We start from the raw sequence: 25,219 nt of genomic DNA on the forward strand, positions 1-25,219 counted from the left end.
CGCCGGTCTGCAATCGGCGCGGGCAGGCGCATGAAGGCCTTCCTGATCGCGGGCGAGCCCTCGGGCGACCGGCTCGGTGCCGCGCTGATCGCCGGGTTGCGCGAGCTCGATCCCGCCCTTGAGGTCCGGGGGATCGGCGGCGAGGGGATGGCGGCGCAGGGGCTGGAGAGCCTGTTTCCCATGTCCGAGCTGAGCCTGATGGGCATCTGGGAGATCCTGCCGAAATACCGGGCGCTCAAGCAGCGCATCGCGCAGACGGCGCAGGCGGTGATCAAGGCCGCCCCGGACGTGCTGATCACCATCGACAGCCCGGATTTCGGCTTGCGGGTGGCGCGGATCGTGCGCGCGGCCGCGCCGGGCATCCGCACGGTGCATTACGTGGCGCCCTCGGTCTGGGCCTGGAGACCAGGACGAGCGAGGAAGATGGCGCAGGTCATCGACCATGTGCTGGCGATCCTTCCCTTCGAGCCGCCGTTGATGCAGGCGGCGGGCATGAGTTGCGACTTCGTGGGCCACCCGGTCGTGTCGGAGCGGCTGGCCTCGGCGGCCGACGCCAGTGCCTTCCGCGCGGCCCATGGAATCGCGGCGGATGCGCCGCTGGTCCTGTGCCTGCCGGGCTCGCGCCGGGGCGAGGTCGCGCGGCTGGGCCCCCGCTTCGACGAGGCGCTGATGCGCCTGCGCGACCGCCTGCCCGAGATGCGGGTCGTGCTGCCGACGGTGCCGGGTGTCGCCGACATGGTGGATGCCATGGTGCGGCGCTGGCCGACGGCCCCTGTCGTCGTGCAGGGCGAGTCCGACAAGCGCGCGGCCTTTGCCGCCGCCGACCTGGCGCTGGCGGCCTCGGGGACGGTCAGCCTGGAGCTTGCGGCGAACGGCGTGCCGATGGTGATCGGCTATGACATGGCGCCGGTCAGCCGCGCCCTGATCGGGCTGCTGCTGAAGACCGACACCGTCACCCTGGTGAATCTTGTCAGCGAGACCCGTGCCGTGCCCGAGTTCCTGGGACGGCACTGCCAGCCCGGTCCGATGGCCAACGCGCTGCTGCGCCTGCTGGACGATCCCGAGGCCCGGGCCGAGCAGCTTGCCGCGATGGACCTGACCATGCAGCGGCTGGGCCGGGGAGGAGAGCCGCCCGGCCTGCGGGCGGCCCGTTCGGTGATCGCGGCGGTCAGAGCGCCGCGGTGACGATGACCTCGACCTTGTAGTCGGGGGTGGCGAGCTTCGCCTCGCCGGTCGCGCGGGCGGGGCAGTGGCCCTGAGGCACCCAGGTGTCCCAGACGGCGTTCATTTCCGCGAAGTCCGTGATGTCGGCCAGCCAGATCTGCGCCTTGAGGATGCGGGTCTTGTCCGTGCCGGCTTCCGCCAGCAGGCGGTCCACCTGTGCCAGCACCGCGCGGGTCTGGTCTGCCACGCTGTCGCCGGGGTTGCCGACCTGTCCGGCCAGATAGACCACGCCGTTGTGGATGACCGCCTCGCTCATCCGGGGGCCGCATTCGATCCGCTTGATGTCCGCCATGTTCATGCTCCGTTGATGAGGCGCCAGAAGAATAGCGCCGTCATGCCGAAGCCCACGACCGCGATCAAGCCGCGCAGAACCGGGACCGGGATGCGCCGCGCGACCGGCGCGCCGCCGAGCCCGCCGGCGACGGTGCCCAGGGACATGACGAGGCAGGGCCACCAGGCGACCTGTCCGCCCGCCGCGAAGATCGCGAAGCTGATCACCGCCAGGGCGAAGGACAGCCAGGTCTTCAGCCCGTTCATCGTGTGGATGTCCGTCATCCCCCACAGCGAGAACAGCGCCAAGAGGACGATCCCGAGGCCTCCGTTGAAATAGCCGCCGTAGATCGCCACGGGCAGCAGCGAAGCGGCGCCAAAGGCCGTGACCCCGCCGCGGAAGCGCGAAGCCCAGGCGCGCAGCCGCGGCCCGGCCAGAAAGATCAGCGTGGCCGCCAGCAGAAGAAAGGGGACGATGGCCGCGAAGGTCTCGTTCGAGGACACCAGCAGCAGCGCCGACCCGACCGCGCCCCCGGCAAAGGTCCAAAGCGTCAGCCGCAGGATGATGTCGCGCGGGATGCGGGTGATCTCGTCCCGGAAACCGAGCGCGGCGGCGAGATAGCCGGGCAGCGCGGCCACCGTGGTCGTGGCATTGGCCGCCACCACCGGCACGCCGGTGAAGACCAGCGCCGGAAAGGTGATGAACGTGCCGCCCCCTGCCACCGCGTTCAGCATTCCTCCGAGAAACCCGGAGACGAGCAGCAGAAGATAATCGGTCACGTCGCACCCTTGCCTGAAGTCGCGGCAAGGGTGGTGGCGCAGCGCCAGAACGGCAAGCGGAATGCCGGCCGGTTTCCGCAAGGCGAAAGATCAGGTGCCGTCACTCAAGGCAGGCAGGAGCGGAAGAAGGAGGTCGAACCCTCCTCGCAAGCTTGCAGAGTCTGTCGTCGCGCGACTTCATGGCATGATTGGGAAATGGCGCTTCGCTCTCGTGGCCCCATCCGGCCGCCTGCATCGGCGCCACGCCGGCGGCGCGGACTGCCTGTGGCGAGGGCCGCGCGATGCCGGTCCTCGCAGCCGGGATCTGCGGGCCGGAGCGCACCTCGCATCGGGCCGGGACAGGTGCCACTTAAGTCGTAATCAGGAAACTTCGGCGATACGAGCGTGCTTCGACCAGTGATGATCTGCATCCTCTGGAACAGCCGAAGGAGCCCATGATGTCCCAGCACGATCAAGAAGCTGCCCCTCAGCCCTCCTCCTGCAATCTCGCAGGAATGAACCCCGTGGCCATTTCTGTCGCCTGGTGGCTCGCTTGCGCAAGAGCCGGCGCGGCCTGGGGGCTGAGCTATCCGATAGACTGAGCCCGAAACGCAGGAACCGCGCCCCTCAGGCGGATATGGCTGCGGCCGAGCGCCCGGACAACCGATTTGCGATCAAGAACATGTCGCCACGACAGCCGCGCGCGCCAGCGTCGGACCTGTCGTGCCGAAGGGGTGCCGGCAACCGCTTCACTTGGTTGCCTGCCCTGCGGCAGGCGCCGGGGCTCGATGACGATATGAGTTTTTCTTGATGGATTGGAGCGGGTGAAGGGAATCGAACCCTCGTCGTAAGCTTGGGAAGCTTCTGCTCTACCATTGAGCTACACCCGCGACGCGTCCCGGATAACGCGGGCCGCGCCCTTGGTCAAGGTCAGAGCAGTCCCATCTCGGCCAGTTCGCGCGCAAGTTTCGGCGGCAGGGGGGACTCGGCGGCGCGGCCTGCCGGCAGGTCGGGCGGCGCATCGGGGGGCGTCAGGTAGCGCCAGCCCTGGAAGGCGCGGCGGGGCACGGCCGAGACGCGGATCACCTCGCGGTCCAGGATCAGGGCGCAGCGGGTGATGCCGTCGCCACCCGTGCGCTGCTGCAGGTCCAGGATGCGCTGGCGCGCCAGCATGGTGCCCTTGAAGACCCAGAAGATCGAGCCGCCCGCCAGCAGCTCCTCGGCGCGCTTGGGCCACATGCGGGTGATGTGCTCGGCCGGGCCGCCGCCGAAGCGTTCGGCCTGCCAGCGTTCCAGCGCCTCGGGGTGGGGGGCGCCCACGCAAAGCTTCATCATGTGAAGGGAGGGGGTGGTCATGGCGGCCATATAGGCGACGCCATCAAAGGTTAACAGGGGCGGGACGCCGCAGGGTTGCGGGGGCGCGGACGAGGGCGTAGCAGCCTTGGGGAAAGGAACCTTCCATGACCACTGACACCGTTCAGGCGTCGCGCCGGCTGCCGCAGGGCGAGCTGATCGCGATGCTCGCATTTCTCTTCGCCACCGTCGCATTCTCGATGGACGCCATGCTGCCCGCGCTGCCCGAGATCGCCGCGCAGCTGACCCCCGACGACGTGAACCGTGCGCAGCTGATCCTGACCAGCTTCATGGCGGGCATGGGCCTGGGCACGCTGTTCGCGGGCCCTGTTTCGGACGCGATCGGGCGCAAGCCCGCGATGGCGATCGGCTTCGCGATCTATCTTGCGGCCTCGGCGGTGGCGCTGTTCGTGAACTCGCTGGAACTGCTGCTGGCGGCGCGCTTCGCGCAAGGCCTGGGGGCCGCCGCGCCCCGGATCGTGGGGACGGCCCTGGTGCGCGACCTTTATTCCGGGCGCGAGATGGCGCGGATCACCAGCTTCATCATGATGGTCTTCATGATCGTCCCGGCGCTGGCCCCGCTGATCGGCATGGGCTTCATCACCCTGATGGGGTGGCATGGCGTCTTCATCGGCTTCATCCTGTTCGGCGGGATCGGCTGGCTGTGGCTGTCCCTGCGCCAGCCCGAGACGCTGCCGCCGCCGGCGCGCCGTCCGCTGCAGGTCGGGACGCTGTGGGCCGGGGTGCGCGAGGTCCTGTCGGACCGCCAGGTGCTGCTGAGCACCGTCACCATCTCGCTTGGCTTCGGGCAGATGTTCGCGCTGCTGTCCTCGGCCCAGCAGCTGTTCGGCGAGACCTACGGCAAGGGCGCGCAGTTCCCCCTGTGGTTCGCGGCCATGGCGATCCTGGCGGGGACGGGGACGCTCATCAACTCGCGCCTGGTCATGCGCGTGGGGATGCGCCGGATCGCGCGCGGGGCCTATGCGGTCCAGATCTGGGCGTCGGCGCTGTTCCTGCTGCTGCTGGTCACGGACGTGCTGCCCGCCGGCCTGCACTTCGCGGTGTTCTTCCTGTGGGCGGTGGGGCTGTTCATGATGGCGGGCCTGACCTTCGGCAACCTCAACGCCATGGCGATGCAGCGGATGGGGCATATCGCGGGGCTGACCGCCTCGGTCGTTTCGGCGATCTCGACGCTGGGCGCGGTGGCCATCGCGGCGCCGGTGGGATTGGCCTACGATGGCACGGCGATCCCGGTCGCCACGGCAGCGGTGGTCTGCTCGACGCTGGCCTGGCTGATCATGGGCCGGATGAAGTGAGCGGTTGACTTCGCCCCCGTCGCGTCTATAAGCGCCGCTTCCATTGGTGTTGGTGGACCCCGCAAGGGGAAACCTGTCGCCCCGCAAGGGGAGAAGGACAACGCCCTTCATATCGAACGAAGGAGATCAGCGGTGACGAAACGCACCTCTGCCAAGTACAAGATCGACCGCCGCATGGGCGAAAACATCTGGGGCCGCGCCAAGTCCCCGGTGAACAAGCGGGAATACGGCCCCGGTCAGCACGGCCAGCGCCGCAAGAACAAGCTGTCGGACTTCGGCACCCAGCTGCGCGCCAAGCAGAAGCTGAAGGGCTACTACGGCGACCTGACCGAAAAGCAGTTCCGCCGCATCTATTCGGAAGCCGAGCGTCAGCGCGGCGACACCGGCGAGATGCTGATCGGCCTGCTCGAGCGCCGTCTGGACGCCGTGGTCTACCGCGCCAAGTTCGTGCCGACCATCTGGGCCGCGCGCCAGTTCGTGAACCACGGCCATGTCACCGTGAACGGCAAGCGCGTGAACATCGCCTCGTACCGTGTCAAGGAAGGCGACGTGATCGCCGTCCGCGATCGGTCGCGCCAGCTGGCCATCGTGCTGGAAGCCGTGGCCCTGACCGAGCGTGACGTCCCCGACTACATCGAGGTCGACCACAACAAGATGACGGCGACCTTTGTCCGCACCCCCGCGCTGGGCGACGTGCCCTACGCCGTGCAGATGGAACCGAACCTGGTCGTCGAATACTACGCCCAGAACTGATCCGGTTCATGCGGGTTATCGGAAAGGCCGTCCTTCGGGGCGGCCTTTTTCGTCTGGCGCCGCCGGACCGGGGCGCTGCCCCATCGTCGTATCCGGCGACAGAAGACGCGGGCGGTTGACACCCCGACTGGCCCTTTCCAAGGGTAGGCGCATGTCTGCAAGCCGCCACAGTCCCGATCCCCCGATGCGTCCCGACAAAGCCCTGATCGTGGACGTGCCGGGCTTTGACGGCCCGCTGGACCTGCTGCTGACGCTGGCGCGCACCCAGAAGGTGGACCTGATGCAGGTCAGCGTGCTGGCCCTGGCCGAACAATACCTCGCCTTCATCGAGGAGGCCCGCAGCCTGCGGATCGAGCTTGCGGCGGATTACCTCGTGATGGCCGCCTGGCTTGCCTATCTGAAATCGCGGCTGCTGCTGCCGCCCGAGCCCGAGACCGGGGGGCCATCCGCCGAGGACTTGGCGGCGCATCTGGCCTTTCAGCTCGAGCGGCTGAACGCCATGCGCGAGGCAGCGGCGCGGCTGATGGGCCGGGCGCGGCTGGGGCAGGACCGCTTTGCCCGGGGCGCGCCGGAAACGGTGGCGCGGCTGCGCTCGGTCACGTGGCAGGCGGGGCTGATCGACCTGCTGCAGGCCTATGCCCGCCTGCGCACCCGCGACGAGTTCCGCCCCTATGCCTATGACCGCCGCGACATCTGGACGCTCGAGGACGCGCTGGACCGGATGCGGCGGCTGATCGGCCATGCTGGCAGTTGGACCGAACTCGCCCGCTTCCTGCCGGAGGAATGGGACGACACGCCCGCCCGCCGCCGCTCGGCTGCCGCCGCGACCTTTGCCGCCTCGCTGGAACTCGCCAAGCAGGGCAGGGTGGAACTGCGGCAAAGCGGTGTCTTCGCCCCCATCGCCCTGCGTGCGCGGTGAGCGGGCCGTCCTTTCCGCCGCCGCCCCCCGACCAGCAGGATCGCATGGTCGAGGCGCTGCTGTTCGCCTCGGCGCAACCCATGACCCTGCGCGAACTGGCCGACCGGCTGCCTGCGGGCTCGGACCCGGCCGAGGCGCTGCGCCGGTTGCGCGCCCGCTATGCCGGGCGGGGGATCGAGCTTGAGCGGGTAGGCGACGCCTGGGCCTTCCGCACCGCTGCCGACCTAAGTTTCCTGATGCAGGAGCAGGTGGTGGAAACCCGCCGCCTGTCGAGGGCCGCCACCGAGACGCTGGCGATCGTGGCCTATCACCAGCCCGTCACCCGCGCCGAGATCGAGGAGATCCGCGGCGTTGCCGTCAGCCGCGGCACGCTGGACCAGCTGATCGAGACGGGTTGGGTCCGGCTGGGCCGCCGCCGCCAGACGCCCGGTCGCCCGGTCACCTTTGTGGTGACCGAAGCCTTCCTGGATCATTTCGGCCTTGCCAGCACGCAGGACCTGCCCGCCCTGGCCGAGCTGCGGGCAGCGGGTCTGCTGGACAGCCGGCCGGCAGGGCTGGACCTTGCAGGGAAGCAGGAGGCCACCGATATTGCGCCCGATGAGCCGGGAGACGATCTTTTCGGCGACTGAGGAACTGCTGCATGAACCTGAACGGACTTTTCGGCCCGGTCGGCCGGATGCTGACCCAGCGTCTGATGAACTGGGGGATGAACAAGGGAATCGATCTGGCCACGCGCCGCACGGGTGGCACAACGGCCGAAGGCAAGCCCTCGCCGCAGGCCGCCAAGCAGGCCAAGGCCGCGCGTCAGGCCGTCAAGCGCGCCCGTCAGGCCGCCCGCATCACGCGCAAGCTGCGCTGAGCCTCAGCCCTGCCGGAACTGCTTGGCGAGCTTCAGGCCCTGCCCTTGGTAGTTCGAGGCAATGCCGCTGCCATACAGCCGCTCGGGCGGGGCGCTCATGCGCTCATAGACCAGGCGCCCGACGACCTGCCCGTGTTCAAGGGCAAAGGGCGCCTCGTGGCAGCGGACCTCCAGCACGCCACGCGCGCCTGCCCCTGTCGGGCCGTGGCCGAAGCCGGGATCGAAGAAGCCCGCGTAATGGACCCGGAACTCGCCCACCATCGCCAGATAGGGTGACATCTCGGCGGCGTGGTCGGGCGGGATACAGACGGTTTCCCGGCTGACGAGGATGTAGAAGGCGCCGGGGTCGAGGATCAGGCGGCCGTCCTCGCCGTGCAGTTCGTCCCAGAAATCGCGCGCGGCATAGCCACCGATCCGGTCGAGGTCGATGACCCCGGTGTGCGGCCGGGCGCGATAGCCGACCAGGGTGCCTTCGGCCGGGCGCAGGTCCACCGAGAAGCCCAGGCCCGTGTCGATCAGCGGCTCGCCATCGACAAGCGGCTGCGCGGCGTGCAGCGCGGCCAGCGCGGCGTCGTCCAGCACGGCATGGCCCTGCCGCAGCCGCAGCTGGTTCAGCCGCATCCCGGGGCGCACGAGGACGGAAAAGCTGCGCGGGCAGATCTCGGCATAAAGAGGGCCGTCGTAGCCGGCGGGCAGGCGATCGAACTCGGTCCCGTCGTCGGTGACGAGCCGCGTCAGCAGGTCGAGCCTTCCGGTCGAGGACTTGGCATTCGCCACCGCCTCGATCCCCTCGGGCAGGGTCAGGCGCTCCAGCAGCGGGACCAGGTAGACGCAGCCCTTTTCCAGCACCGCGCCATGGGTCAGGTCCATGCGGTGCATCTCGAAGTCGGCCAGCCGGTCGGCGACGCTGCGCCCGCGCCCCGCGAGGAACGAGGCGCGCACCCGCCAGGCGGTCGTGCCGAGCCTGAGGTCGAGGCTTGCAGGTTGCACCTGGTCGGGGGTGAAGTCGATGGGTGCGCGGATCGCACCGTCCGCGATCAGCTTTCGCAGCGCGCTGTCGGGAAGAACGCCGTTCATCTCAACACGCCTCTGCCACGCCCTTGATTGTCGAACGCCCACCCCGAAGGGTGGGCGTTTCGTGATGGTCGGGCCGGCGAGATTCGAACTCGCGGCCTTCCGCCCCCCAGACGGACGCGCTAACCAGACTGCGCCACGGCCCGACGCGAGCCGTATAGATCGAAGCCGCGGGGCTGCACAAGGGGCTGCGCCGCGATTTCCGCAGATGGATCAGGAGCGGTCGTCCTGCATCCGGCGCAGGGCGTCGTGCAGGGGGCGCGCGTCGGCAGGAAGGGGCTGTTCGCGCGCGCGCAGGGCAGCGGCGGTGGCAGTCAGGCGATCGAGCCAGGCTGCCTCTGCGGGAATCGCGGTTTCTGCACTGGCGTCCGCCGGGCGACCATTGTCCATGTCCTGCCCATTGCGGCCCGCCGGGACGGATGGCGGGCGCGGGCCCTCGGAGACGGATCCGAAGCGATCCGCCCCCTCTCCGTCGAGAAGAGGCGCAGCCGAGATCAATTCGTCCTGACCGGCGTCCTGCCGGTTTCCTGCCGCGCCGTCGGTCCGTGCCTTGCTCCGCCGCGCCCGCGTCGCCGGGGAGGTCCTTCGCCCGCCGGCTGCTGTTTCTGCCGCCTTGCGCTCGACCGCGGCGCCCAGCCGCAGGCGCCCGCGTTCGCGCAGGCTTGCGCCCCTGTCCAGCGCGATCAGGCGCTGGGCGCCACGGATCGTCAGGCCGTCCTCGCGCATGACTTCGCACAGCCCGGCGGCCAGCAGCAGATCCTCGGGTCGGTAATAGCGCCGGCCGTCAGGTCGCCGGACAGGCGCAAGTGCCGTGAACTGCGTTTCCCAGTAGCGCAGGACATGGGTGGCCACGCCCACAAGCCGCGCAACCTCACCGATGCTGCGAAAGGCCTGCGGAGACTTCATGCCCGGCGGCCTACTTGTTCCCCGCCGCGACGCGTTCCTTCATCAGGTGCGACGGGCGGAAGGACAGGACGCGGCGAGGGGTGATCGGGACTTCCTCGCCCGTCTTGGGGTTGCGGCCGATTCGTTCGTTCTTGTCGCGCACCGAGAAGGTGCCGAAGGACGAGATCTTGACCTGCTCGCCCCGCACAAGGGCGTCCGAGATATGGCCCAGCACGCTTTCGACCAGTTGCGCGCTTTCGTGGCGCGACAACCCGACCTCCCGGAACACCGCTTCGGCCAAATCCATTCGGGTCAGCGTCTTTTCGCTCATGCGCGGGCCTTTCGTTCATCACAGACTGTTGTCCTGGACTCAGCAAGTCAACCATGCCGATGCCGCTTCGTTCCAGCCGCGCGCGCAGGAAAGCCTTGCAGGACAACCCTCTTGCGCGACTTTCGCGGACGGGCAAGGGGATCTTGCCCCGCAGGAGGGCGCGCCTACATCCCGAGGATGCGGCACCATGATGCAGGAGAGGAGGGCGCAGGATGGCCGGAGGCTGGGCAAGCGACGGGGCTGTCAACGAGCAGATCGAGATCAGCACCAAGGAAGCCCTGGCGCGGATGCGGCTGCGCAACCGTGCCGGGGGCGAGAGCCTTTCGGAATGCGCCGACTGCGGAGAGCCCATTCCCGAGGCCCGTCGCCGCGCGCAGCCCGGTGTCAGGCTGTGCATCGCCTGCCAGTCCGAGGCCGACCGCGCGTTCCGTCCTGCCGGCGGGATGAACCGCCGGGCGTCCAAGGACAGCCTGCTGAAGTGAAGGCTGCAGCCTCCGGCCGGCCGGGTTTCGGGCAGACGCGCCCCTATGCGCCGCCCGCCGCGGCAAGGCGGTCCTGCACCAGCCCGCTGATCCGCGCGAGGTCCGCCGCGAGGGCGCGTCCCGCCGAATGGTCCCGCGCCAGCGCCGTCGCGGCCTGCTCCAGCGGCTCGTCGCGGGCGGACCGCGCGACCCCTGCCAGGAAACGGGCGATATAGTCGATGGCGCCCGTGTCCGACGACGAGGCCAGCACCTCGGCCACATGGGCGAGGTCGTCGCGCAGCGCGCCCGGGTCCGGGTGAACCGTTTCCTCGCTGACCACCCGTAGGCCGGTCGGACGCGCTGCGGACGGCAGGACCGACAGGATCGCGTGCTGGAACTGCGCGAGGCTCTCGATCGGCTTGCTCAGGAAGCCGTCGGCGCCGGCCGCCAGGGCATCCGCCTCGTTCCCCGGGTCGCCCGAAAGGCCCAGCACGACGGGCACGCGCGGGGTCATCGAGGCAAGCTGCCCGATCAGTTGCGCGCCGCTGCCATCGGGCAGGCCCATGTCCACGATCACCACGGAAGGGCGGTAGATCTGCAGGTGCCGCGCCGCCGTCCGCAGGCAGTCGGCGCGGCGGATGCGGGCGCCCGAGTGCAGGCAGAGAAGCCGCATGGCCTCGGACGCGAAGCGCGAATCCTCGACCACCAGGACGGTCAGCCCCGTCAGCGGCCGGCCCGGGGGCGCGGCGCGCCACAGCGGGATTTCATCGTGAACTGCGGTTTCGTTCCGGTGCATGGCGTCGTCCCCTCGAATCGCGCATGAGACCAGGCTACGCCCGCGTCCCTAATGCTCGGTTAATGGCTTCGGACTTTCCCTCGGCCCCAGCGCCGACTAGAAAAGGCCGAACGCAAGGAGGCCCTCATGATCGGACGCCTGAACCATGTCGCCATCGCCGTGCCCGACCTTGAGGCGGCGGCGGCGCAATACCGGGACACGCTGGGCGCCACCGTGCGCGCGCCGCAGGACGAGCCCGACCATGGCGTGACCGTCGTCTTCATCGAGCTGCCGAACACCAAGGTCGAGCTGCTGTATCCCCTGGGGGACAACAGCCCGATCCAAGGATTCCTGGACAAGAACCCCTCGGGCGGCATCCACCACATGTGCTTCGAGGTCGAGGACATCCTGGCCGCCCGCGACACGCTGAAGGCGCAGGGCGCCCGCGTGCTGGGCACCGGAGAGCCGAAGATCGGCGCCCATGGCAAGCCCGTGCTGTTCCTGCATCCCAAGGACTTCAACGGCTGCCTGATCGAGCTGGAGCAGGTCTGATGTCCATCACGGGCGGGCTGGTCCTTTACGCGACGCTGTGGTTCCTCGTCATGTTCCTTCTGCTGCCCATCGGCCACCAGAGCCAGGAAGAGGCCGGTCAGGTCGTCCCGGGCACCCCCGTCGGCGCCCCCATGCGCCCGATGATGGGGCGCAAGGCGCTGTGGGCCGCCCTCATCTCGGCGGCCCTCGTGGGGGGCATCTGGTTGTTCCTGGAATCCGGGATCATCACCCGGCAGGACATGATCGACTTCAACCGCGTTTCGCGCTGACGATGTGGAACAGGTGGGTGTAGGCCGCAGCGGCCAGCACCGGCACCACGATGTTCACAAGCGGCACCGTCAGCAGAAGCGCGATGCCGACCCCCAGCGCCATGACGGCACCGCCCCGGTCGCGGCGCAGCGCGTCGGCCCGGTCCGCCGGCAGGTGGCGGCGGGCGGCCATGTGGAAGAACTCGCGCCCCAGCAGCCAGCCGTTCGCACCATAGAACAGGACCGGCGCCAGCGGCCCCACGAAAGGCGTCACCACGAGCACCGCGATGCTGACCAGCACCACCGCGCCCAGCACCACCAGCGAATCGCTCAGGCCCTCGAGGAAGCCGAGGCCGCTTCCGCGCCGGTAGAGATGCGCGGCCTCGACCCGCTCCGACACCTGTTCCGAGAAAAGCCCGGCGAAGCTTGCCGCGACCGGGGCGGCCAGGAACAGGCTCATCAGCGGAAACAGCGCAAGCGAGCCCCAGGACAGCGCCTCGCCGATGGGGATGCTGCCGAGCCAGGGCAGGGCGATCGCCTCGGGCCCCCAGGCGCGCAGGGCCCAGAAGGCCAGCGCCTGAAGGACGATGAACAGGCCCAGCGTCAGCGCCACCCCCGACGCCACCACGGCGAAGATGCGCGGGCGGAACAGGTCCAGGATGCCCAGCGCCAGCGCCCGGACAGCCGCGATCACAGGAACACCGTCTTCGCCGGCACGTCGGGACGGGGCCGGTCCGGCACCTCGCCCGTGCGGCTGCCGATGTGGATCATGCCGACGACGCGCTCGCCGTCGCGCACGCCCAGGTGCGCGGTCGAGAAGGCGGCGTCCGTCGCCGGGCCGGACAGCCAGGCCGCGCCCCATCCCGCGCCCAGCGCGGCGTTCAGCAGCGACAGGCAGACGGCGCCCGCCGACAGCTCCTGTTCCCAGCGCGGGATCTTGGGGCTGTCCACCGGGGACGAGACCACCGCCACGATGACGGGCGAGGCGAAGGCGCTGGCCGCCTTTTCCGCCGCCGCCTCGTCGCCGCCCGCGTCGCGGACATGCTGCGCCAGCAGCGGCGCCAGGCGGTCGAGCGTGTCGCGCTCCAGCACCACGAAGCGCCAGGGTTCCAGCTTGCCGTGGTCGGGCACCCGCGCGGCGATGGTCAGAAGCTGCATCAGGTGGTCGCGGTCGGGACCGGGACCGGCCAGCGTCTTCGGCGGGTGCGAGCGGCGGCGGCTGAGGAACTCGAGGACATCGGGGTTGCTGGTCTGCATCGGTCTGCTCCGCTGGGGCCGGTTTCGGGCAAAGGCATAGCCGCAGGGGAGCCTCGGGGAAAGCGGCGGTTGACCCGCGCCGCGCGGGGCGGCAGGCAGAAGCCCATGAGCCGCCCGCCCGACCTGTCCGACCGTGTCCAGCCCGGCGCCCGCATCGCGGTGCGCGTGACGCCGCGCGGCGGACGCGATGCGCTGACGCTGGACGAGGCGGGCGGGATCCATGTCCGCGTGACCGCCGCGCCCGAGGACGGCCGCGCCAATGCCGCGGTGCGCAAGCTGCTGGCGCGGGCGCTGGGCATCGCACCGTCGCGGCTGACGCTGGCGGGCGGCGCCACGTCGCGCGACAAGCTGTTCCGGATCGACTAGCCGCGTTGCAGGCGATAGTTGCCCTCGGGCAGGTTCAGCGCCGCGCGCAGTTCGTTCAACTGCTCGATCGTCAGGACGATGCGCGCGACGCCGTCGCCGCCGGGCTCCATCTGCTCGATCACCACGCGGTCGTCGAAGGACAGGATCACGACGTCCTCGTTCAGCGGGCGGGAACCGGGATCGGCCTCATCGACCAGCGTGATGACCGTCGCGTCGAAGTCGTGTTCGATGGTGAACATGGGCGATCCTCGGGCGGGTGTTGCACAGGGGGCAACATTCGCGTGAGACCGCGACGGCGGCAAGCCCGCGGCTTTGCAGGGGGGCGGCTTGATCGATAGATTGTCACCCGACAGCAAGGCCCTTGGGACAGCGTGAACGACATGACGATGAAGCCGATGGCAGCCAGCGATGCGACGCTCGGGCCGTGGAAGGGTGTTTCCCTGGTCCTTGCGGCCACGGCGCTGCTGGCCGGCTGCGCCGTGCAGCCGGGCGCCCCGCTGCCGACCGACGGCGTCGCCGCCCGTTCGGCGCAGGTCGTCCGGGCCACGCCCGTCTATCCCCGCACGCCCCAGGGCGCGGCGATGACCTTCGCCGCCGTGATCCGCTCGATGGAGCCGGTGATCGAAAGCGAATGCGTCCAGCGCCGCCGTTCGCCCATCAACTGCGACTTCCAGTTCGTGGTGGACGACCGCCCGGGGCTGGAACCCAACGCCTTCCAGACGCTGGACCCCAACGGCCGCCCGATCATCGGCTTTACCCTTGCCCTGATCGCCATGGCGCAGAACGCCGACGAGCTGGCCTTTGCGGTGGGGCACGAGGCCTCGCACCACATCCTCAACCACATCGACCAGCGCACCGGTGCGGCGACGGCAGGGGCCGCGATCCTGTCGGGGATCGTCGCGGCCTCGGGCGCGGATCCGGCGTCGATCCGGGCGGCCCAGCAGATGGGGGCGTCGGTCGGCGCGCGCTATTATTCCCGCGACTGGGAGCTTCAGGCCGATTACCTGGGCGCGATCGTGACCCTGAACGCGGGCTACGACCCGGTGCGAGGGGCCGAGTTCTTTGCCCGCATCCCCGACCCGGGCGACAGGATCCTGGGCACGCATCCTTCGCGCGCGCAGCGGCAGGCGCGTGTCGCGCAGGCGGTCCAGGACGTGTCCTCGGGGCGGGCGCGCTGAACGGCGCGGCCCGTCCGTCTGCGCGAAGATAGCCTCCGGAGCCGTGGAGCGCCCGGAGGAAAGGCGGATCGGAAAACAGCCGTCATGGCTGCTTTCCCGCCGCATGGGTTCAGGGAACTGATTTCAGCGAGAAGGGCATCGAAAGGACCGGGCAGGGGTGCAGGACCCCGGCACGACGGCGCAGCCGAACCTTCAGCGCCCCCGCGACAGGGCGGCGACCCCCGTGCGCGCCACCTCGGCCAGTCCCAGCGGCCGCATCAGGTCGGCGAAGGCGTCCAGCTTCTCGGGCGTGCCGGTGATCTCGAAGACAAAGCTTTCCAGCGTCGAGTCGACCACCTTTGCGCGGAAGATGTCGCTGATCCGCAGCGCCTCGACCCGCTTGTCGCCGCCGCCCGAGACCTTGAACAGCCCCAGTTCGCGCTCGACCGAGGGCCCCTCGACGGTCAGGTCATGGACCTCGTGGACGGGCACGATCCGGCCAAGCTGCGCCTTGATTTGCTCGATCACGGCGGGCGTGCCGCGCGTGACCAGCGTGATCCGCGAGCGGTGGCCGGTATGGTCCACCTCGGCCACGGTCAGGCTGTCGATGTTGTAGCCGCGTCCCGAGAACAGGCCGATCACGCGGGCCAGCGCCCCCGCCTCGTTGTCCACGATGACGGCCAGGGTGTGCCGCTCTTCTCCTGCCGCGTGATAGTCGCGCAGGTCGTAGGCCGAGTGGCTTGATGCGCCGCGTTCCAGTTTCAGTGCCGACATGGTTGCCCCCTTACACCAGGACCGCGCCGTCGGACTGGATCGCGGTGCCGATGTCCTCGGCCGCCTCCAGGTCGCCCAGCAGCATCTCGTTATGCGGCTTGCCCGACGGGATCATCGGGAAGCAGTTCTCGTGCTTCTCGACCAGCACGTCCAGGATGAAGGGACCGTCATAGTCGATCATCTCGCGGATCGCGTCGTCGAGGCTGGCCGGGTCGCTGACCTGCCGGCCCTTGCAGCCGAAGGCCTCGGCCAGCTTCACGAAGTCGGGGAGGCTCTCGCTCCAGGACTGGCTGTAGCGCTCGCCGTGCAGAAGCTGCTGCCACTGGCGCACCATGCCCAGGCGCTCGTTGTTCAGGATGAACTGCTTGACCGGCGCGCGGAACTGCACCGCGGTCCCCATCTCCTGCATGTTCATCAGCCACGAGGCATCGCCCGCGACGTTGATGACCAGCGCCTCGGGATGCGCGACCTGCACCCCGATCGAGGCCGGCAGGCCGTAGCCCATGGTGCCCAGGCCCCCCGAGGTCATCCAGCGGTTCGGCCCCTCGAAATGCAGGTACTGCGCCGCCCACATCTGGTGCTGGCCGACCTCGGTCGTGATGTAGCGGTCGCGGCCCTTGGTCAGCGCCTCGAGCCGTTCCAGCGCGTGCTGCGGCTTGATGAGCTTGTCCGAGTTCCGGTAGCTGAGGCATTTCTTCGCCCGCCACTGCTCGATCTGCGCCCACCATTGCCGGACGGCGGGGTTGGTCTTGCGGCCGCGCGACTTCCAGATCCTCAGCAGGTCTTCCAGCACGTGCCCCACGTCGCCCACGATCGGCAGGTCCACGCGGATCACCTTGTTGATGCTGCTGGGGTCGATATCGACATGGACCTTGATCGAGCCGGGCGAGAAATCGGCGACCCGCCCCGTGATGCGGTCGTCGAAGCGGGCGCCCAGGTTGATCATCAGGTCGCAGCCATGCATGGCCATGTTGGCCTCGTACAGGCCGTGCATCCCCAGCATCCCCAGCCAGTTCTTGCCGCTGCCCGGATAGGCACCCAGACCCATCAGGGTCGAGGTCACGGGAAAGCCCGTCGCCTCGACCAGTTCCGTCAGAAGCTGGCTGGCCGCCGGCCCCGAGTTGATGACGCCGCCGCCGGTGTAGAAGACCGGACGCTCGGCCCGCTCGATCAGTTCGGCCAGCCGGGTGATCGCGCCCGTGTCGCCCTTGCGCGGCGGCTGGTAGCGGGCAGGCTCGATCTGCCGGGGGCCGACATAGGTGCCTTCGGCGAACTGAACATCCTTGGGGATGTCCACCAGCACCGGCCCCGGCCGCCCCGAGGTCGCCACGTGGAAGGCGCGGTGCAGGGTCTCGGCCAGGCTGTCGGTGTCCTTCACCAGCCAGTTGTGCTTGGTGCAGGGACGGGTGATGCCGACGGTGTCGGCCTCCTGGAAGCCGTCGGTGCCGATCATGAAGGTCGGGACCTGCCCCGACAGCACGACCAGCGGAATGGAGTCCAGCAGCGCGTCCGTCAGCCCGGTGACGGCGTTGGTCGCGCCCGGACCCGAAGTCACCAGCACCACCCCCGGCTTGCCGGTCGAACGGGCATAGCCCTCGGCCATGTGGACCGCGCCCTGTTCGTGGCGGACCAGGATGTGCTGGATGTCGTTCTGCTGGAAGATCTCGTCATAGATCGGAAGAACCGCGCCGCCGGGATAGCCGAATACGGTATCGACGCCCTGATCGCGCAGCGCCTCGACCACCATTCTTGCACCCGTCATGCTTCGGGACATCTCCGACCCCCTGTTCGCGGAAAACCTGCGGCAGAGCCGAGTGCTCTGCTGCGCCGCCGCAAGCTAGGCGGCAGTGCAGCGAGGGTCAATGGCACCCAAAGAAAAATGTCGGCCTGCCAGAGCAAAACGCAACAATGTTGCGCAACCCGGATTTCAGTCCTGCGGCAGGTGGATGCGCGCGACCTGTTCCACGATGGGGTCGATGGACAGGGGATGGGTCTCGCCCTCGTGGTCCTCGGGGCGGCCGATGTCCTGCCAGACGCCGCCCTTGTGGATTTCCAGCGCGCCGAAGCTGGCCTTGTAGGCCATCTTGCGGCTGCCGGGCACCCAGTAGCCCAGATAGACGTAGGGCAGCCCCGCCTCGCGCGCCATCTCGATATGGTCGAGGATCATCCAGGTGCCCAGGCTGTCGGCGATCCGCGCCGGATCGTAGAAGCTGTAGACGAGGCTCAGCCCGTCATCGAGGATGTCCGTCAGGCAGACCGCGGCCAGCGGCTGCCCTTCCTCGGCCCGGGCGCGGTATTCGAAGACGCGGGTGCGGACCGGCGTTTCCTCGATCATCGCGGCGAATTCGAAGATGTCCATGTCGGCCATCCCGCCATCCGCGTGGCGATGATCCAGGTAGCGGCGGAACAGGTCGAACTGTTCTTCGGTCGCCCAGGCGCTGGTGCCCAGCCGCGACAGGCCCGCGTTGCGCCGGGCGACCCGGCGCTGGCTGCGGCTGGGCTGGAAATCCCTGACCCGGATGCGCGCCGACATGCAGGCCACGCAGCTTTCGCAGCTGGGGCGATAGACGACATTCTGCGACCGCCGGAAGCCCTGCCGGGACAGGGCGTTGTTCAGGTCGCGCGCGCGCTCGCCCGTCAGGGCGGTGAACAGCTTCCGCTCGGCCCGGCCATGCAGATAAGGGCAGGGCTGGGGCGCCGTGACATAGAACTGCGGCGCGCTTGAGGGGGTGTGGCGCATCATTCCCCCTTCCGGCCGGGGACCGCAAAAGGCGCAGGACCGGAGAAGCGGAGGAAAACAGGGATCATGCGCGGCAGCCGGATCTTCGCCTCGGGAACGGGAGATTGCGTGGACGGTAGCAACAGAAGATGCACTCGCCAAGGACCTAGGGCGCGATTCGCCAAGTGCAAGCAGGAGCTTGCGCCGGAAGACCGGAACCATGCAAGAACATCATCCGCGCCGCCGCATTGACGCCGCGTCCGGCGGCCTTAGGCTTGGGACATGAGCTTTGTCGACCGCATCACCCGCCTGCCCCTTCCGACCGACGAGCCGCGTGGCGCCGCCGCTGCCGCCAGGCTGCCGGGGGCGCCCCCGCGGCTGGCCGACCTTCTGCGGGGGGCGGCGGGCTCGAGCCCCTACCTGGCCGGGCTGATCGAGCGCGAGGCGGGCTGGCTGGCCGAGGCGCTGGACCGCGACCCGACCGCCGCTTGGCTGGCTTTCGCCGAGACCGAAGGGTTCGAGGTGCTGCCCCCCGCGGACCTCGGCCCCGCGCTGCGGCAGGCCAAGCGGCGGGTGGCGCTTTACGCGGCGCTGGCCGACCTGGGCGGCGTCTGGTCGCTGGACGAGGTCACGGGCGTGCTGACCGACCTGGCCGACCGCGCGACCGACCTCGCCCTGCGCGCCCATGTCGCGGACGAGGCGCGGCGCGGCAAGCTGCCGGCGCCCGCGGCCGGGGCCGCGCCCGACGCGGCCGGCATCTTCGCACTGGCCATGGGCAAGATGGGCGCGCGCGAGCTGAACTATTCCTCGGACATCGACCTGATTGTCCTTTACGACGACGCGGCCTATGCGCCCGGCGACCAGCACGAGGTCCGCGCCGCCCTGATCCGCGCCACCCGCAAGGCCGCGGCCACGCTGTCGGACCTGACCGCGCAGGGCTATGTCTTCCGCACCGACCTGCGGCTGCGGCCCGATGCCTCGGTGACGCCGGTCTGCATCTCGGCCAGCGCGGCGCTGAACTATTACGAGGCCGAGGGGCGCAGCTGGGAACGCGCGGCCTATATCAAGGCGCGGGTCTGCGCGGGCGACCTCGCGGCGGGCGGGCGTTTCCTGGACGCGCTGCGGCCCTTTGTCTGGCGGCGGCATCTCGACTTCGCCACCGTCGAGGACACGCACGAGATGCGCCGCCGCATCCGCGACCACAAGGGCCTGCACGGCATCCGGGTGCCGGGCCATGACCTCAAACTGGGCCGGGGCGGCATCCGCGAAATCGAGTTCTTCGCCCAAACCCAGCAGTTGATCGCGGGGGGGCGCGACCCCGACCTGCGCGCGCGCCGCACGGTCGATGCGCTGGCCGCGCTGGCCGCCAAGGGCTGGATCCCAGCCGAGGTCGCGGGTGAGCTTTCCGCCCATTACCGCGAACACCGCGAGATCGAGCACCGCATCCAGATGGTGAACGACGCCCAGACCCATGCGCTGCCCTCGACGCCCGAGGCCTTGGAACTGGTGATCCGCCTTTCGGGCGAAGCGGATGCCGAGGCCTGGTGCGCACGGCTCGAATCCCGCCTGCACCGGGTCGAGGAACTGACCGGCAACCTGTTCGAGCCCGGCGGCTCAGGCGATCGCCCCCGGCTCAGCGCCGAGCAGGCGGCGCTGGTCGAGGGCTGGCAAAGCTACCCCGCGCTCAGGTCGGTCCGCGCCCAGCAGGTCTTTGCCCGGATCGAGCCGCGTGTCCTGTCCAGCCTGTTCCGCGCCGGCCGCCCCGGCGAGGCGCTGGGCCGCTTCGACAGCTTCCTGCGCGGGCTGCCGGCGGGGGTGCAGCTCTTCTCAATGTTCGAATCGAACCCCTCGCTGATCGACCTTCTGGGCGACATCTGCGCGACCTCGCCGGGCTTGGCCGCTTATCTGGCGCGCTACCCCGAGGTGCTGGACGCGGTGCTGGCGGGCAGCTTCTTCGCGCCGTGGCCGGGACTCGAGGCGATGCGTTCCGAACTGTCGGCCACGCTCGACCGCACGATGGCCGCCCCCGATGGCGGGTATGAAAGGGCGCTCGACACCGCCCGGCGCTGGGCGCACGAATGGCAGTTCCGGGTGGGCGTCCACCACTTGCGCGGGCTGGTCGAGGCCGAGGAAGCGGGCCAGCAGTACGCCGACATCGCGGACGCGGCGCTGGCGGCGCTTGCGCCCATGGTCACGGCCGAGTTCGCGCGCCGCCACGGTCCGCCGCCCGGGCACGGGGCAGCGGTGCTGGGCATGGGCTCGCTGGGCGCGCGGCAACTGAACGCGGCCTCGGACCTGGACCTGATCATGATCTACGACGCGGCCGAGGCCGAGGGGTCCTCGGGGCCAAGGCCCTTGGCGACGCGCGCCTATTATGCGCGCCTGACGCAGGCCCTTCTGACCGCCGTCACCGCGCCGACCGCGGCAGGCCGGCTTTACGAGGTGGACATGCGCCTGCGCCCTTCGGGGCGGCAGGGACCGGTCGCTACGGCCTTCGAATCGTTCCGCGCCTACCAGATGCACGAGGCCTGGACCTGGGAGCATCTCGCCCTGACCCGCGCCCGGGTGGTCGCCGTGCTGCCGGGTGCCTTGTCCGATTCGCCCAATCCACCCGATCCGACGCAGCAGCCGGATGCGCAGGAACTGCCTCCGCTTGCGGTCCGGCTTGAAACCCTGCGGCGCGAGGTGCTGGCGGTGCGCGGGACCGACCCGCGCGTTGTCCCGGATCTCGAGGAGATGCGGCAGCGGATCTTTGCGGCCAAGGCGCCGGACGGGCGCTGGGAAGCCAAGATCGGCCGGGGCCGCCTGCAGGACATCGAGCTGCTCGCCCAGTCCTTGGCGCTGCGCGGCGCCTCGCCCTCGCGGGGGGCGGCGATGCAGATCCGCGCAGGCCGCCGGGCCGGGCTGATCGGCACCGAGGATGCAGCCAGCCTGACGGTCGCGCACCGCTTCCTGTGGCGACTACACTGCGCGGGACGTCTGCTGACCGATCGGCCGCTGGACATGGAGGCGCTGGGCCGGGGCGGCCAGGACTTCCTGCTGCGGGAAACAGCCTGCGCGTCGCTGGACGAACTCGCCCACCGGCTGGACGCAACGGTTGAATCGGCGGGCCGGATCATCGACGCCCTGACCCGGGCGGCAGAGGCGGTTCCGTAGGCGCGCAGGGACCACTGCAAGCAGGCCCCGTCCGCGCCTTCAGGGCTGGCGGTTGCCGGCCGAGCCCGCGCCGTGGATGCGCAAGGACCGGCGCCGGAAACAGGTTCGGGGCGGCACCTGCACTCCTTACCGGATCGAGCCGTCGATGCGCAGGGGGATGGTCGCCACGCGGGTCTCGGCGCCTCCGGACCGCGAGCCGTCCAGCACCGGGATCAGCGCGCCATCGGGCAGGGGCTCGGGCGCCTCGTCGGCGGCATGATCGAAGACGCCGTGGGTGGTCTTGTCCCAGTAGAAGGGCTTCACGACGATCTCGTAGGCTGCCTTCCAGGCTGCAAGGCAGGCCAGAAGAAAATAGAAGTACAGCGTCGGCGCCCAGGGCATCAGGTGCGGGTGGGTGCGCCGCACGGCCCAGGCCGCCACGACCAGGTTCAGCGCCTCGGACAGAAGAAAGGTGGCGATGACCGCCGTGCCCCACCCGCCACCCATGACCGGCCCCAGCGGATGGCCGAGGCCCAATGCCAGCAGCCAGAAGCTCCACAGCACGGGGGCGAGAACGAACTGCTGAACGGTGGCGAACATCTGCAGGTGAAAGCCGACCGCGGGCCAGAACCCGATCTGGCGCACCAGCCGCCCCGGCGCGCGCATGTGGACGCCCCAGGTCATCGCAAATCCCTTGAGCCAGCGCGAGCGCTGCTTGACCCACGGGACGGCGCGGCAGTTCGCTTCTTCATGGGTCGTCGTGGCAACGATTTCGGTGCGGTAGCCGAGGCGCGCGAGGCGCACGCCCAGATCGGCGTCCTCGGTCACGTTCCAGCCGTCCCAGCCGCCCGCCTGCGCCAGAGCCGAGCGGCGGATGAAGAAGGTGGTCCCACCCAGGGGCACCACCAGCCCTATCCGCGCGAGTCCCGGCAGCACGCCCCGGAACCAGGACGAATATTCTAGCGTGAAGCAGCGGGCGAGCCAGTTGGTGCGAGGGTTGTAGAAATCGAGCGCCCCCTGGACGCAGGCGACCTCGGGCGGGGCGAAATGCAGGTGGTGGGCCACCTTGTGCAGCTGGTCGGCCTCGGGCCGGTCCTCGGCGTCCCAGACGCCGATGATCTCGCCCCGGCAGAAGTTCAGCGCATAGTTCAGCGCCCGCGGCTTTGTGCGGATCGGGCCGTCCGGCACGGTCACGACGCGCATCCAGAAGGGCAGGGTGACGCCCTCCAGCGCGTTGCGGGTCACGGCGTCCGTTTCCTCGACCACCAGCAGGACGTCCGTCAACTCGCGCGGATAGTTCAGCCGGGCGAGGCGGCCCACGAGGCGGTCGGCGATGCCTTCCTCGCGGAACATCGGCACCATGACCGAGATCACCGGCCACTTTTCCTCCATTGCCGCGTCCGGGTGGGTGGCCTCGGTCTGACGCAGCCCCTGCAGGGTCGCGCGGAAGGCCAGCGCCTTCAGCACCGTGGTCGCCACCAGCGTCCCGATCGTCAGAAGGCTGACCAGCGCCAGCACCATGACAGGCGCCAGCCACAGCCCGAGGGTCAGCGCCGCCATCAGCGCCAGGAGGATGCGGCCCAGCCGCCCCTCATCGCGGGTGCGGCAGCTGAGTTCGGGGGCAACGCAGGTTTCGGCCTGCCGGATCAAAGCGGTGCGGCGTGTGGCCAGCAAGGCCTGGATGCAGTCGTTTTCCGGGCAAAGCAGCATCCGCACGGGACCGAGCCGCGATTCGAGCGGCTCGCGCAGCGCCTCGAAGCGCTCGGGCCAGGCAACGGCGACAAAGGTCACGCCTCCCGTGCGCCGCCAAGGCACGACACCCCGGGTCAGGCACCAGTCCGCGCCCATGCGGTCGATCAGCCGCGCGTCGGGGGGCAGGGCGGTCAGGTCGATGACGCTGGTGCGCCATTGCCGTGACAGGGCGCGGAACAGCGCCTGCGGCGTGACCCAGCCGCGTGCCAGCAGGATCTCGCCCAGCCGCGCCGTTTCGCGGCGCTGCATGACCAGCGCCTTGAGCAGGTTGCCCGGATCGACCGCGCCTTCGTCCAGCAGGATCTGCCCCAGCGGGCGGCTGTCGCGTCCGCCCGCACGTGGCGCGGGCCGGTCGTCGGGCCGGGCCACGCGCGGGCGGAACGGAACCGGCGCGCGATCGCCCTCGGGCGCAGCAGGAGCCCCCGGCAGCTTGCGGCGAATCGGTGAAATGGACATGGGCACCCGGGGGCTGTCGAAACCTGCCCCTTGATGGCCCGAAAAGCTTAAGCCGCCGTTAACGCGACGTCAGTCGCCCCGGCGCTCGCGCATGGCCTGGGCGAAGCGCTCGAACAGATAAGCACTGTCCTGCGGCCCCGGGCTCGCCTCGGGGTGATACTGCACCGAGAAGACCGGCCGGTCCGCGACCTTCAGCCCGCAGTTCGAGCCGTCGAACAGGCTGACATGAGTCTCGATCACGCCCTCGGGCAGGGTCTGCGCGTCCACCGCGAAACCGTGGTTCATCGAGGTGATCTCGACCTTGCCGGTTTCCTTGTCGCGCACGGGATGGTTCGCGCCATGGTGGCCGTGGCTCATCTTGACGGTCTTGGCCCCCAGCGCCAGCGCAAGCATCTGGTGCCCGAGGCAGATGCCGAAGATCGGCATGTCGCGGTCCAGAAGCTGGCGGATCATCGGCACGGCATATTCGCCGGTCGCCGCCGGGTCGCCCGGGCCGTTCGACAGGAAGACGCCGTCGGGCTCATGGGCCAGCACCTCCTCGGCGGTGGCGGTGGCGGGCAGCACGGTCACGTCGGCCCCGGATTCGGCCAGCGAGCGCAGGATGTTGCGCTTGGCGCCGTAATCCAGCGCCACGACGCGCAGGGGCTTTTCGGGCCGCTCGGACCCGAAGGTGCCGGGCCAGCGCCACAGGCCCTCGTCCCAGCGGTAGCTTTGGGCGGTGCTGACCTCGCGCGCGAGATCCATGCCGACCAGCCCGGGCCATTCGCGGGCGCGGGCGACCATCGCCTCGATGTCGAAGCGGCCCTCGGGGTCATGCGCCAGCACCACATGGGGGGCGCCCTGCTGGCGGATGGCGCGGGTCAGGCGGCGGGTGTCCACGCCGCCCATGCCGATGCGGCCGCGCCGTTCCATCCAAGTGGCCAGATCGGATGCCGCGCGCCAGTTCGAGGGCTCGGTCGGGTCCCATTTGACGACAATGCCCGCCGCGACCGGGTCGGGCGCCTCGTCGTCCTCGGGCGTCACGCCCGTGTTGCCGATATGCGGAAAGGTGAAGGTCACGACCTGCGCCGCATAGCTGGGATCGGTCATGATCTCCTGGTAGCCGGTCATGGCGGTGTTGAAGACCAGCTCGGCCACGACCTCGCCCGTCGCCCCGAAGCCTCGGCCATAGAAGATCGTCCCGTCGGCCAGAGCCAGGCACGCGGTCGGTTTCTGTTCCATCTCGAACCCCCGGAAAATCGGGCGAGAGCTAAGGGATGCGGCCGGTGGGGTCAAGGCTTGACCCATGCCTGCCGCGAGGGCAAGCGTGGCCCGGACCCAAGACAGCGAGGAACGCCATGGAACTGCGCGAGCGCATCCAGACCGCGACGAAAGAGGCGATGAAGGCCCGCGACGGGCAGCGCCTGTCCACGCTGCGCCTGATCGGCGCCGCCATCAAGGACCGCGAGATCGCCAAGCGCGGCGAGGACGGCGCCGCCGCGCTGACCGAGGAGGACCTGGTCGCGCTGCTGTCGCGCATGGTCAAGCAGCGCCAAGAATCCGCCCGGGCCTATGAGGAAGGCGGGCGGCTTGAACTGGCCGAGCGCGAGCAGGCCGAGATCGGCGTGATCCAGGAGTTCCTGCCGCGCCAGCTTTCGCCGGCCGAAATCGGGGCCGCGATCGACGCGGCCATCGCCGAGCTTGGCGCCACGGGCGTGCGCGACATGGGCCGCGTCATGGGCGCGCTGCGCGAGCGCCACGCCGGACAGATGGACTTCGGCGCAGCGGGCGCGCTGGTGAAGGCGCGGCTGATGGGCTGAGCGCCGGCAAGCCGGGGGCGCTGCC

At 69.8% G+C, this 25,219-nt stretch carries 28 protein-coding genes and 2 tRNA genes; 13 read left to right on the forward strand and 17 right to left on the reverse strand.

The window, feature by feature from the left end:
* The first annotated feature begins 30 nt into the window (after window positions 1-30).
* Window positions 31-1,185, forward strand: a complete 1,155-nt coding sequence (lpxB, locus tag CK240_RS02395; RefSeq protein WP_095638715.1) for a lipid-A-disaccharide synthase — start codon at window positions 31-33, stop codon at window positions 1,183-1,185.
* Here lpxB and CK240_RS02400 read toward each other — a convergent pair.
* The 4 genes from CK240_RS02400 to CK240_RS02415 all read right to left on the reverse strand — a co-directional run bounded on the left by CK240_RS02400 (window position 1,169) and on the right by CK240_RS02415 (window position 3,609).
* Window positions 1,169-1,516 carry a RidA family protein gene (locus tag CK240_RS02400; RefSeq protein ID WP_095638716.1) on the reverse strand — a complete coding sequence of 116 codons (348 nt, stop codon included), beginning with the start codon at window positions 1,514-1,516 and terminating at the stop codon, window positions 1,169-1,171. The two genes, lpxB and CK240_RS02400, sit on opposite strands and share 17 nt — an antisense overlap.
* Before the next feature lie 2 nt (window positions 1,517-1,518).
* A complete protein-coding gene (locus CK240_RS02405) occupies window positions 1,519-2,274 on the reverse strand; it encodes a sulfite exporter TauE/SafE family protein (protein ID WP_095638717.1) in 756 nt (251 codons plus the stop codon).
* Window positions 2,275-3,069: 795 nt separating this feature from the next.
* A tRNA-Gly gene (locus CK240_RS02410) sits at window positions 3,070-3,143 on the reverse strand.
* A 40-nt stretch (window positions 3,144-3,183) separates the two neighbouring features.
* Window positions 3,184-3,609 (reverse strand): DUF1489 family protein, encoded by a 426-nt coding sequence (locus tag CK240_RS02415; protein ID WP_095638801.1) that lies wholly within the window; start codon window positions 3,607-3,609, stop codon window positions 3,184-3,186.
* A 104-nt stretch (window positions 3,610-3,713) separates the two neighbouring features.
* Between CK240_RS02415 and CK240_RS02420 the strand changes: the two genes are divergently transcribed.
* The 5 genes from CK240_RS02420 to CK240_RS02440 all read left to right on the forward strand — a co-directional run bounded on the left by CK240_RS02420 (window position 3,714) and on the right by CK240_RS02440 (window position 7,453).
* The gene (locus tag CK240_RS02420) at window positions 3,714-4,922 is read left to right on the forward strand and encodes a multidrug effflux MFS transporter (RefSeq protein ID WP_240517250.1); all 1,209 of its coding nucleotides are present in this window, start codon (window positions 3,714-3,716) and stop codon (window positions 4,920-4,922) included.
* A 132-nt stretch (window positions 4,923-5,054) separates the two neighbouring features.
* Entirely contained in the window at window positions 5,055-5,675 is a 621-nt protein-coding gene (gene rpsD / locus CK240_RS02425) for a 30S ribosomal protein S4 (RefSeq protein WP_095638718.1), read from the forward strand.
* A gap of 184 nt (window positions 5,676-5,859) precedes the next feature.
* Entirely contained in the window at window positions 5,860-6,594 is a 735-nt protein-coding gene (locus CK240_RS02430; RefSeq protein ID WP_240517251.1) for a segregation and condensation protein A, read from the forward strand.
* A gap of 44 nt (window positions 6,595-6,638) precedes the next feature.
* Entirely contained in the window at window positions 6,639-7,223 is a 585-nt protein-coding gene (gene scpB, locus CK240_RS02435) for an SMC-Scp complex subunit ScpB (protein ID WP_095638720.1), read from the forward strand.
* An 11-nt stretch (window positions 7,224-7,234) separates the two neighbouring features.
* On the forward strand, window positions 7,235-7,453 hold the full coding sequence (locus CK240_RS02440) for a hypothetical protein (protein ID WP_095638721.1): 219 nt from the start codon (window positions 7,235-7,237) through the stop codon (window positions 7,451-7,453).
* A gap of 3 nt (window positions 7,454-7,456) precedes the next feature.
* On the opposite strand, the gene CK240_RS02445 is transcribed toward CK240_RS02440, so the two are convergent.
* The 4 genes from CK240_RS02445 to ihfA all read right to left on the reverse strand — a co-directional run bounded on the left by CK240_RS02445 (window position 7,457) and on the right by ihfA (window position 9,743).
* Window positions 7,457-8,530: a 2'-deoxycytidine 5'-triphosphate deaminase gene (locus tag CK240_RS02445; RefSeq protein WP_095638722.1), complete on the reverse strand. Its 1,074-nt coding sequence runs from the start codon at window positions 8,528-8,530 to the stop codon at window positions 7,457-7,459.
* A 65-nt stretch (window positions 8,531-8,595) separates the two neighbouring features.
* Window positions 8,596-8,673 (reverse strand) — tRNA-Pro (locus tag CK240_RS02450).
* Between the two features lie 67 nt (window positions 8,674-8,740).
* On the reverse strand, window positions 8,741-9,433 hold the full coding sequence (locus CK240_RS02455; protein ID WP_095638723.1) for a MerR family transcriptional regulator: 693 nt from the start codon (window positions 9,431-9,433) through the stop codon (window positions 8,741-8,743).
* Window positions 9,434-9,443: 10 nt separating this feature from the next.
* A complete protein-coding gene (ihfA, locus tag CK240_RS02460) occupies window positions 9,444-9,743 on the reverse strand; it encodes an integration host factor subunit alpha (protein ID WP_090757054.1) in 300 nt (99 codons plus the stop codon).
* A gap of 212 nt (window positions 9,744-9,955) precedes the next feature.
* Between ihfA and CK240_RS02465 the strand changes: the two genes are divergently transcribed.
* Complete coding sequence (locus CK240_RS02465) at window positions 9,956-10,225, forward strand: DksA/TraR family C4-type zinc finger protein (RefSeq protein WP_095638724.1); 270 nt, start codon at window positions 9,956-9,958, stop codon at window positions 10,223-10,225.
* 43 nt (window positions 10,226-10,268) lie between these two features.
* On the opposite strand, the gene CK240_RS02470 is transcribed toward CK240_RS02465, so the two are convergent.
* Window positions 10,269-11,000 carry a response regulator gene (locus CK240_RS02470; protein WP_095638725.1) on the reverse strand — a complete coding sequence of 244 codons (732 nt, stop codon included), beginning with the start codon at window positions 10,998-11,000 and terminating at the stop codon, window positions 10,269-10,271.
* A 126-nt stretch (window positions 11,001-11,126) separates the two neighbouring features.
* On the opposite strand from CK240_RS02470, the gene mce reads away from it, so the two are divergent.
* Window positions 11,127-11,531: a methylmalonyl-CoA epimerase gene (gene mce, locus CK240_RS02475; protein ID WP_095638726.1), complete on the forward strand. Its 405-nt coding sequence runs from the start codon at window positions 11,127-11,129 to the stop codon at window positions 11,529-11,531.
* Window positions 11,531-11,800: a DUF1467 family protein gene (locus CK240_RS02480; RefSeq protein ID WP_095638727.1), complete on the forward strand. Its 270-nt coding sequence runs from the start codon at window positions 11,531-11,533 to the stop codon at window positions 11,798-11,800. The genes mce and CK240_RS02480 overlap by 1 nt, the downstream gene beginning before the upstream one ends.
* Here the strand turns inward: CK240_RS02480 and CK240_RS02485 are convergent.
* Both CK240_RS02485 and CK240_RS02490 read right to left on the reverse strand, forming a co-directional pair.
* Window positions 11,781-12,473 (reverse strand): EI24 domain-containing protein, encoded by a 693-nt coding sequence (locus CK240_RS02485; protein WP_240517252.1) that lies wholly within the window; start codon window positions 12,471-12,473, stop codon window positions 11,781-11,783. The genes CK240_RS02480 and CK240_RS02485 overlap by 20 nt on opposite strands.
* On the reverse strand, window positions 12,470-13,036 hold the full coding sequence (locus CK240_RS02490) for a nitroreductase family protein (protein WP_095638728.1): 567 nt from the start codon (window positions 13,034-13,036) through the stop codon (window positions 12,470-12,472). The genes CK240_RS02485 and CK240_RS02490 overlap by 4 nt, the downstream gene beginning before the upstream one ends.
* 105 nt (window positions 13,037-13,141) lie before the next feature.
* Here CK240_RS02490 and CK240_RS02495 point away from each other — a divergent pair, with 105 nt between their 5' ends.
* Window positions 13,142-13,402 carry a DUF167 domain-containing protein gene (locus tag CK240_RS02495; RefSeq protein WP_095638729.1) on the forward strand — a complete coding sequence of 87 codons (261 nt, stop codon included), beginning with the start codon at window positions 13,142-13,144 and terminating at the stop codon, window positions 13,400-13,402.
* Here CK240_RS02495 and CK240_RS02500 read toward each other — a convergent pair.
* Window positions 13,399-13,641, reverse strand: a complete 243-nt coding sequence (locus tag CK240_RS02500; RefSeq protein ID WP_095638730.1) for a hypothetical protein — start codon at window positions 13,639-13,641, stop codon at window positions 13,399-13,401. The two genes, CK240_RS02495 and CK240_RS02500, sit on opposite strands and share 4 nt — an antisense overlap.
* Before the next feature lie 156 nt (window positions 13,642-13,797).
* Here CK240_RS02500 and CK240_RS02505 point away from each other — a divergent pair, with 156 nt between their 5' ends.
* A complete protein-coding gene (locus CK240_RS02505) occupies window positions 13,798-14,580 on the forward strand; it encodes a M48 family metallopeptidase (protein WP_095638804.1) in 783 nt (260 codons plus the stop codon).
* 192 nt (window positions 14,581-14,772) lie between these two features.
* Here CK240_RS02505 and ilvN read toward each other — a convergent pair whose 3' ends face one another.
* The 3 genes from ilvN to CK240_RS02520 form a co-directional block, all read right to left on the reverse strand.
* Window positions 14,773-15,333, reverse strand: a complete 561-nt coding sequence (ilvN, locus tag CK240_RS02510) for an acetolactate synthase small subunit (protein ID WP_095638731.1) — start codon at window positions 15,331-15,333, stop codon at window positions 14,773-14,775.
* Between the two features lie 10 nt (window positions 15,334-15,343).
* Window positions 15,344-17,107 (reverse strand): acetolactate synthase 3 large subunit, encoded by a 1,764-nt coding sequence (locus CK240_RS02515; RefSeq protein WP_095638732.1) that lies wholly within the window; start codon window positions 17,105-17,107, stop codon window positions 15,344-15,346.
* 153 nt (window positions 17,108-17,260) lie between these two features.
* Window positions 17,261-18,073: an arginyltransferase gene (locus tag CK240_RS02520; RefSeq protein WP_095638733.1), complete on the reverse strand. Its 813-nt coding sequence runs from the start codon at window positions 18,071-18,073 to the stop codon at window positions 17,261-17,263.
* A 261-nt stretch (window positions 18,074-18,334) separates the two neighbouring features.
* Between CK240_RS02520 and CK240_RS02525 the strand changes: the two genes are divergently transcribed.
* Window positions 18,335-21,208: a [protein-PII] uridylyltransferase family protein gene (locus tag CK240_RS02525; protein ID WP_095638734.1), complete on the forward strand. Its 2,874-nt coding sequence runs from the start codon at window positions 18,335-18,337 to the stop codon at window positions 21,206-21,208.
* A 126-nt stretch (window positions 21,209-21,334) separates the two neighbouring features.
* Here CK240_RS02525 and CK240_RS02530 read toward each other — a convergent pair whose 3' ends face one another.
* Together CK240_RS02530 and carA are read right to left on the reverse strand one after the other, a co-directional pair.
* Window positions 21,335-23,395 carry a glycosyltransferase family 2 protein gene (locus CK240_RS02530; protein ID WP_095638735.1) on the reverse strand — a complete coding sequence of 687 codons (2,061 nt, stop codon included), beginning with the start codon at window positions 23,393-23,395 and terminating at the stop codon, window positions 21,335-21,337.
* A 69-nt stretch (window positions 23,396-23,464) separates the two neighbouring features.
* Window positions 23,465-24,616, reverse strand: a complete 1,152-nt coding sequence (carA, locus tag CK240_RS02535; protein ID WP_095638736.1) for a glutamine-hydrolyzing carbamoyl-phosphate synthase small subunit — start codon at window positions 24,614-24,616, stop codon at window positions 23,465-23,467.
* Window positions 24,617-24,732: 116 nt separating this feature from the next.
* Here carA and CK240_RS02540 point away from each other — a divergent pair, with 116 nt between their 5' ends.
* The gene (locus CK240_RS02540; protein ID WP_095638737.1) at window positions 24,733-25,194 is read left to right on the forward strand and encodes a GatB/YqeY domain-containing protein; all 462 of its coding nucleotides are present in this window, start codon (window positions 24,733-24,735) and stop codon (window positions 25,192-25,194) included.
* The last annotated feature ends 25 nt before the right edge of the window (window positions 25,195-25,219 follow it).

This window comes from Paracoccus salipaludis, assembly GCF_002287065.1.
Lineage (GTDB): Bacteria > Pseudomonadota > Alphaproteobacteria > Rhodobacterales > Rhodobacteraceae > Paracoccus > Paracoccus salipaludis.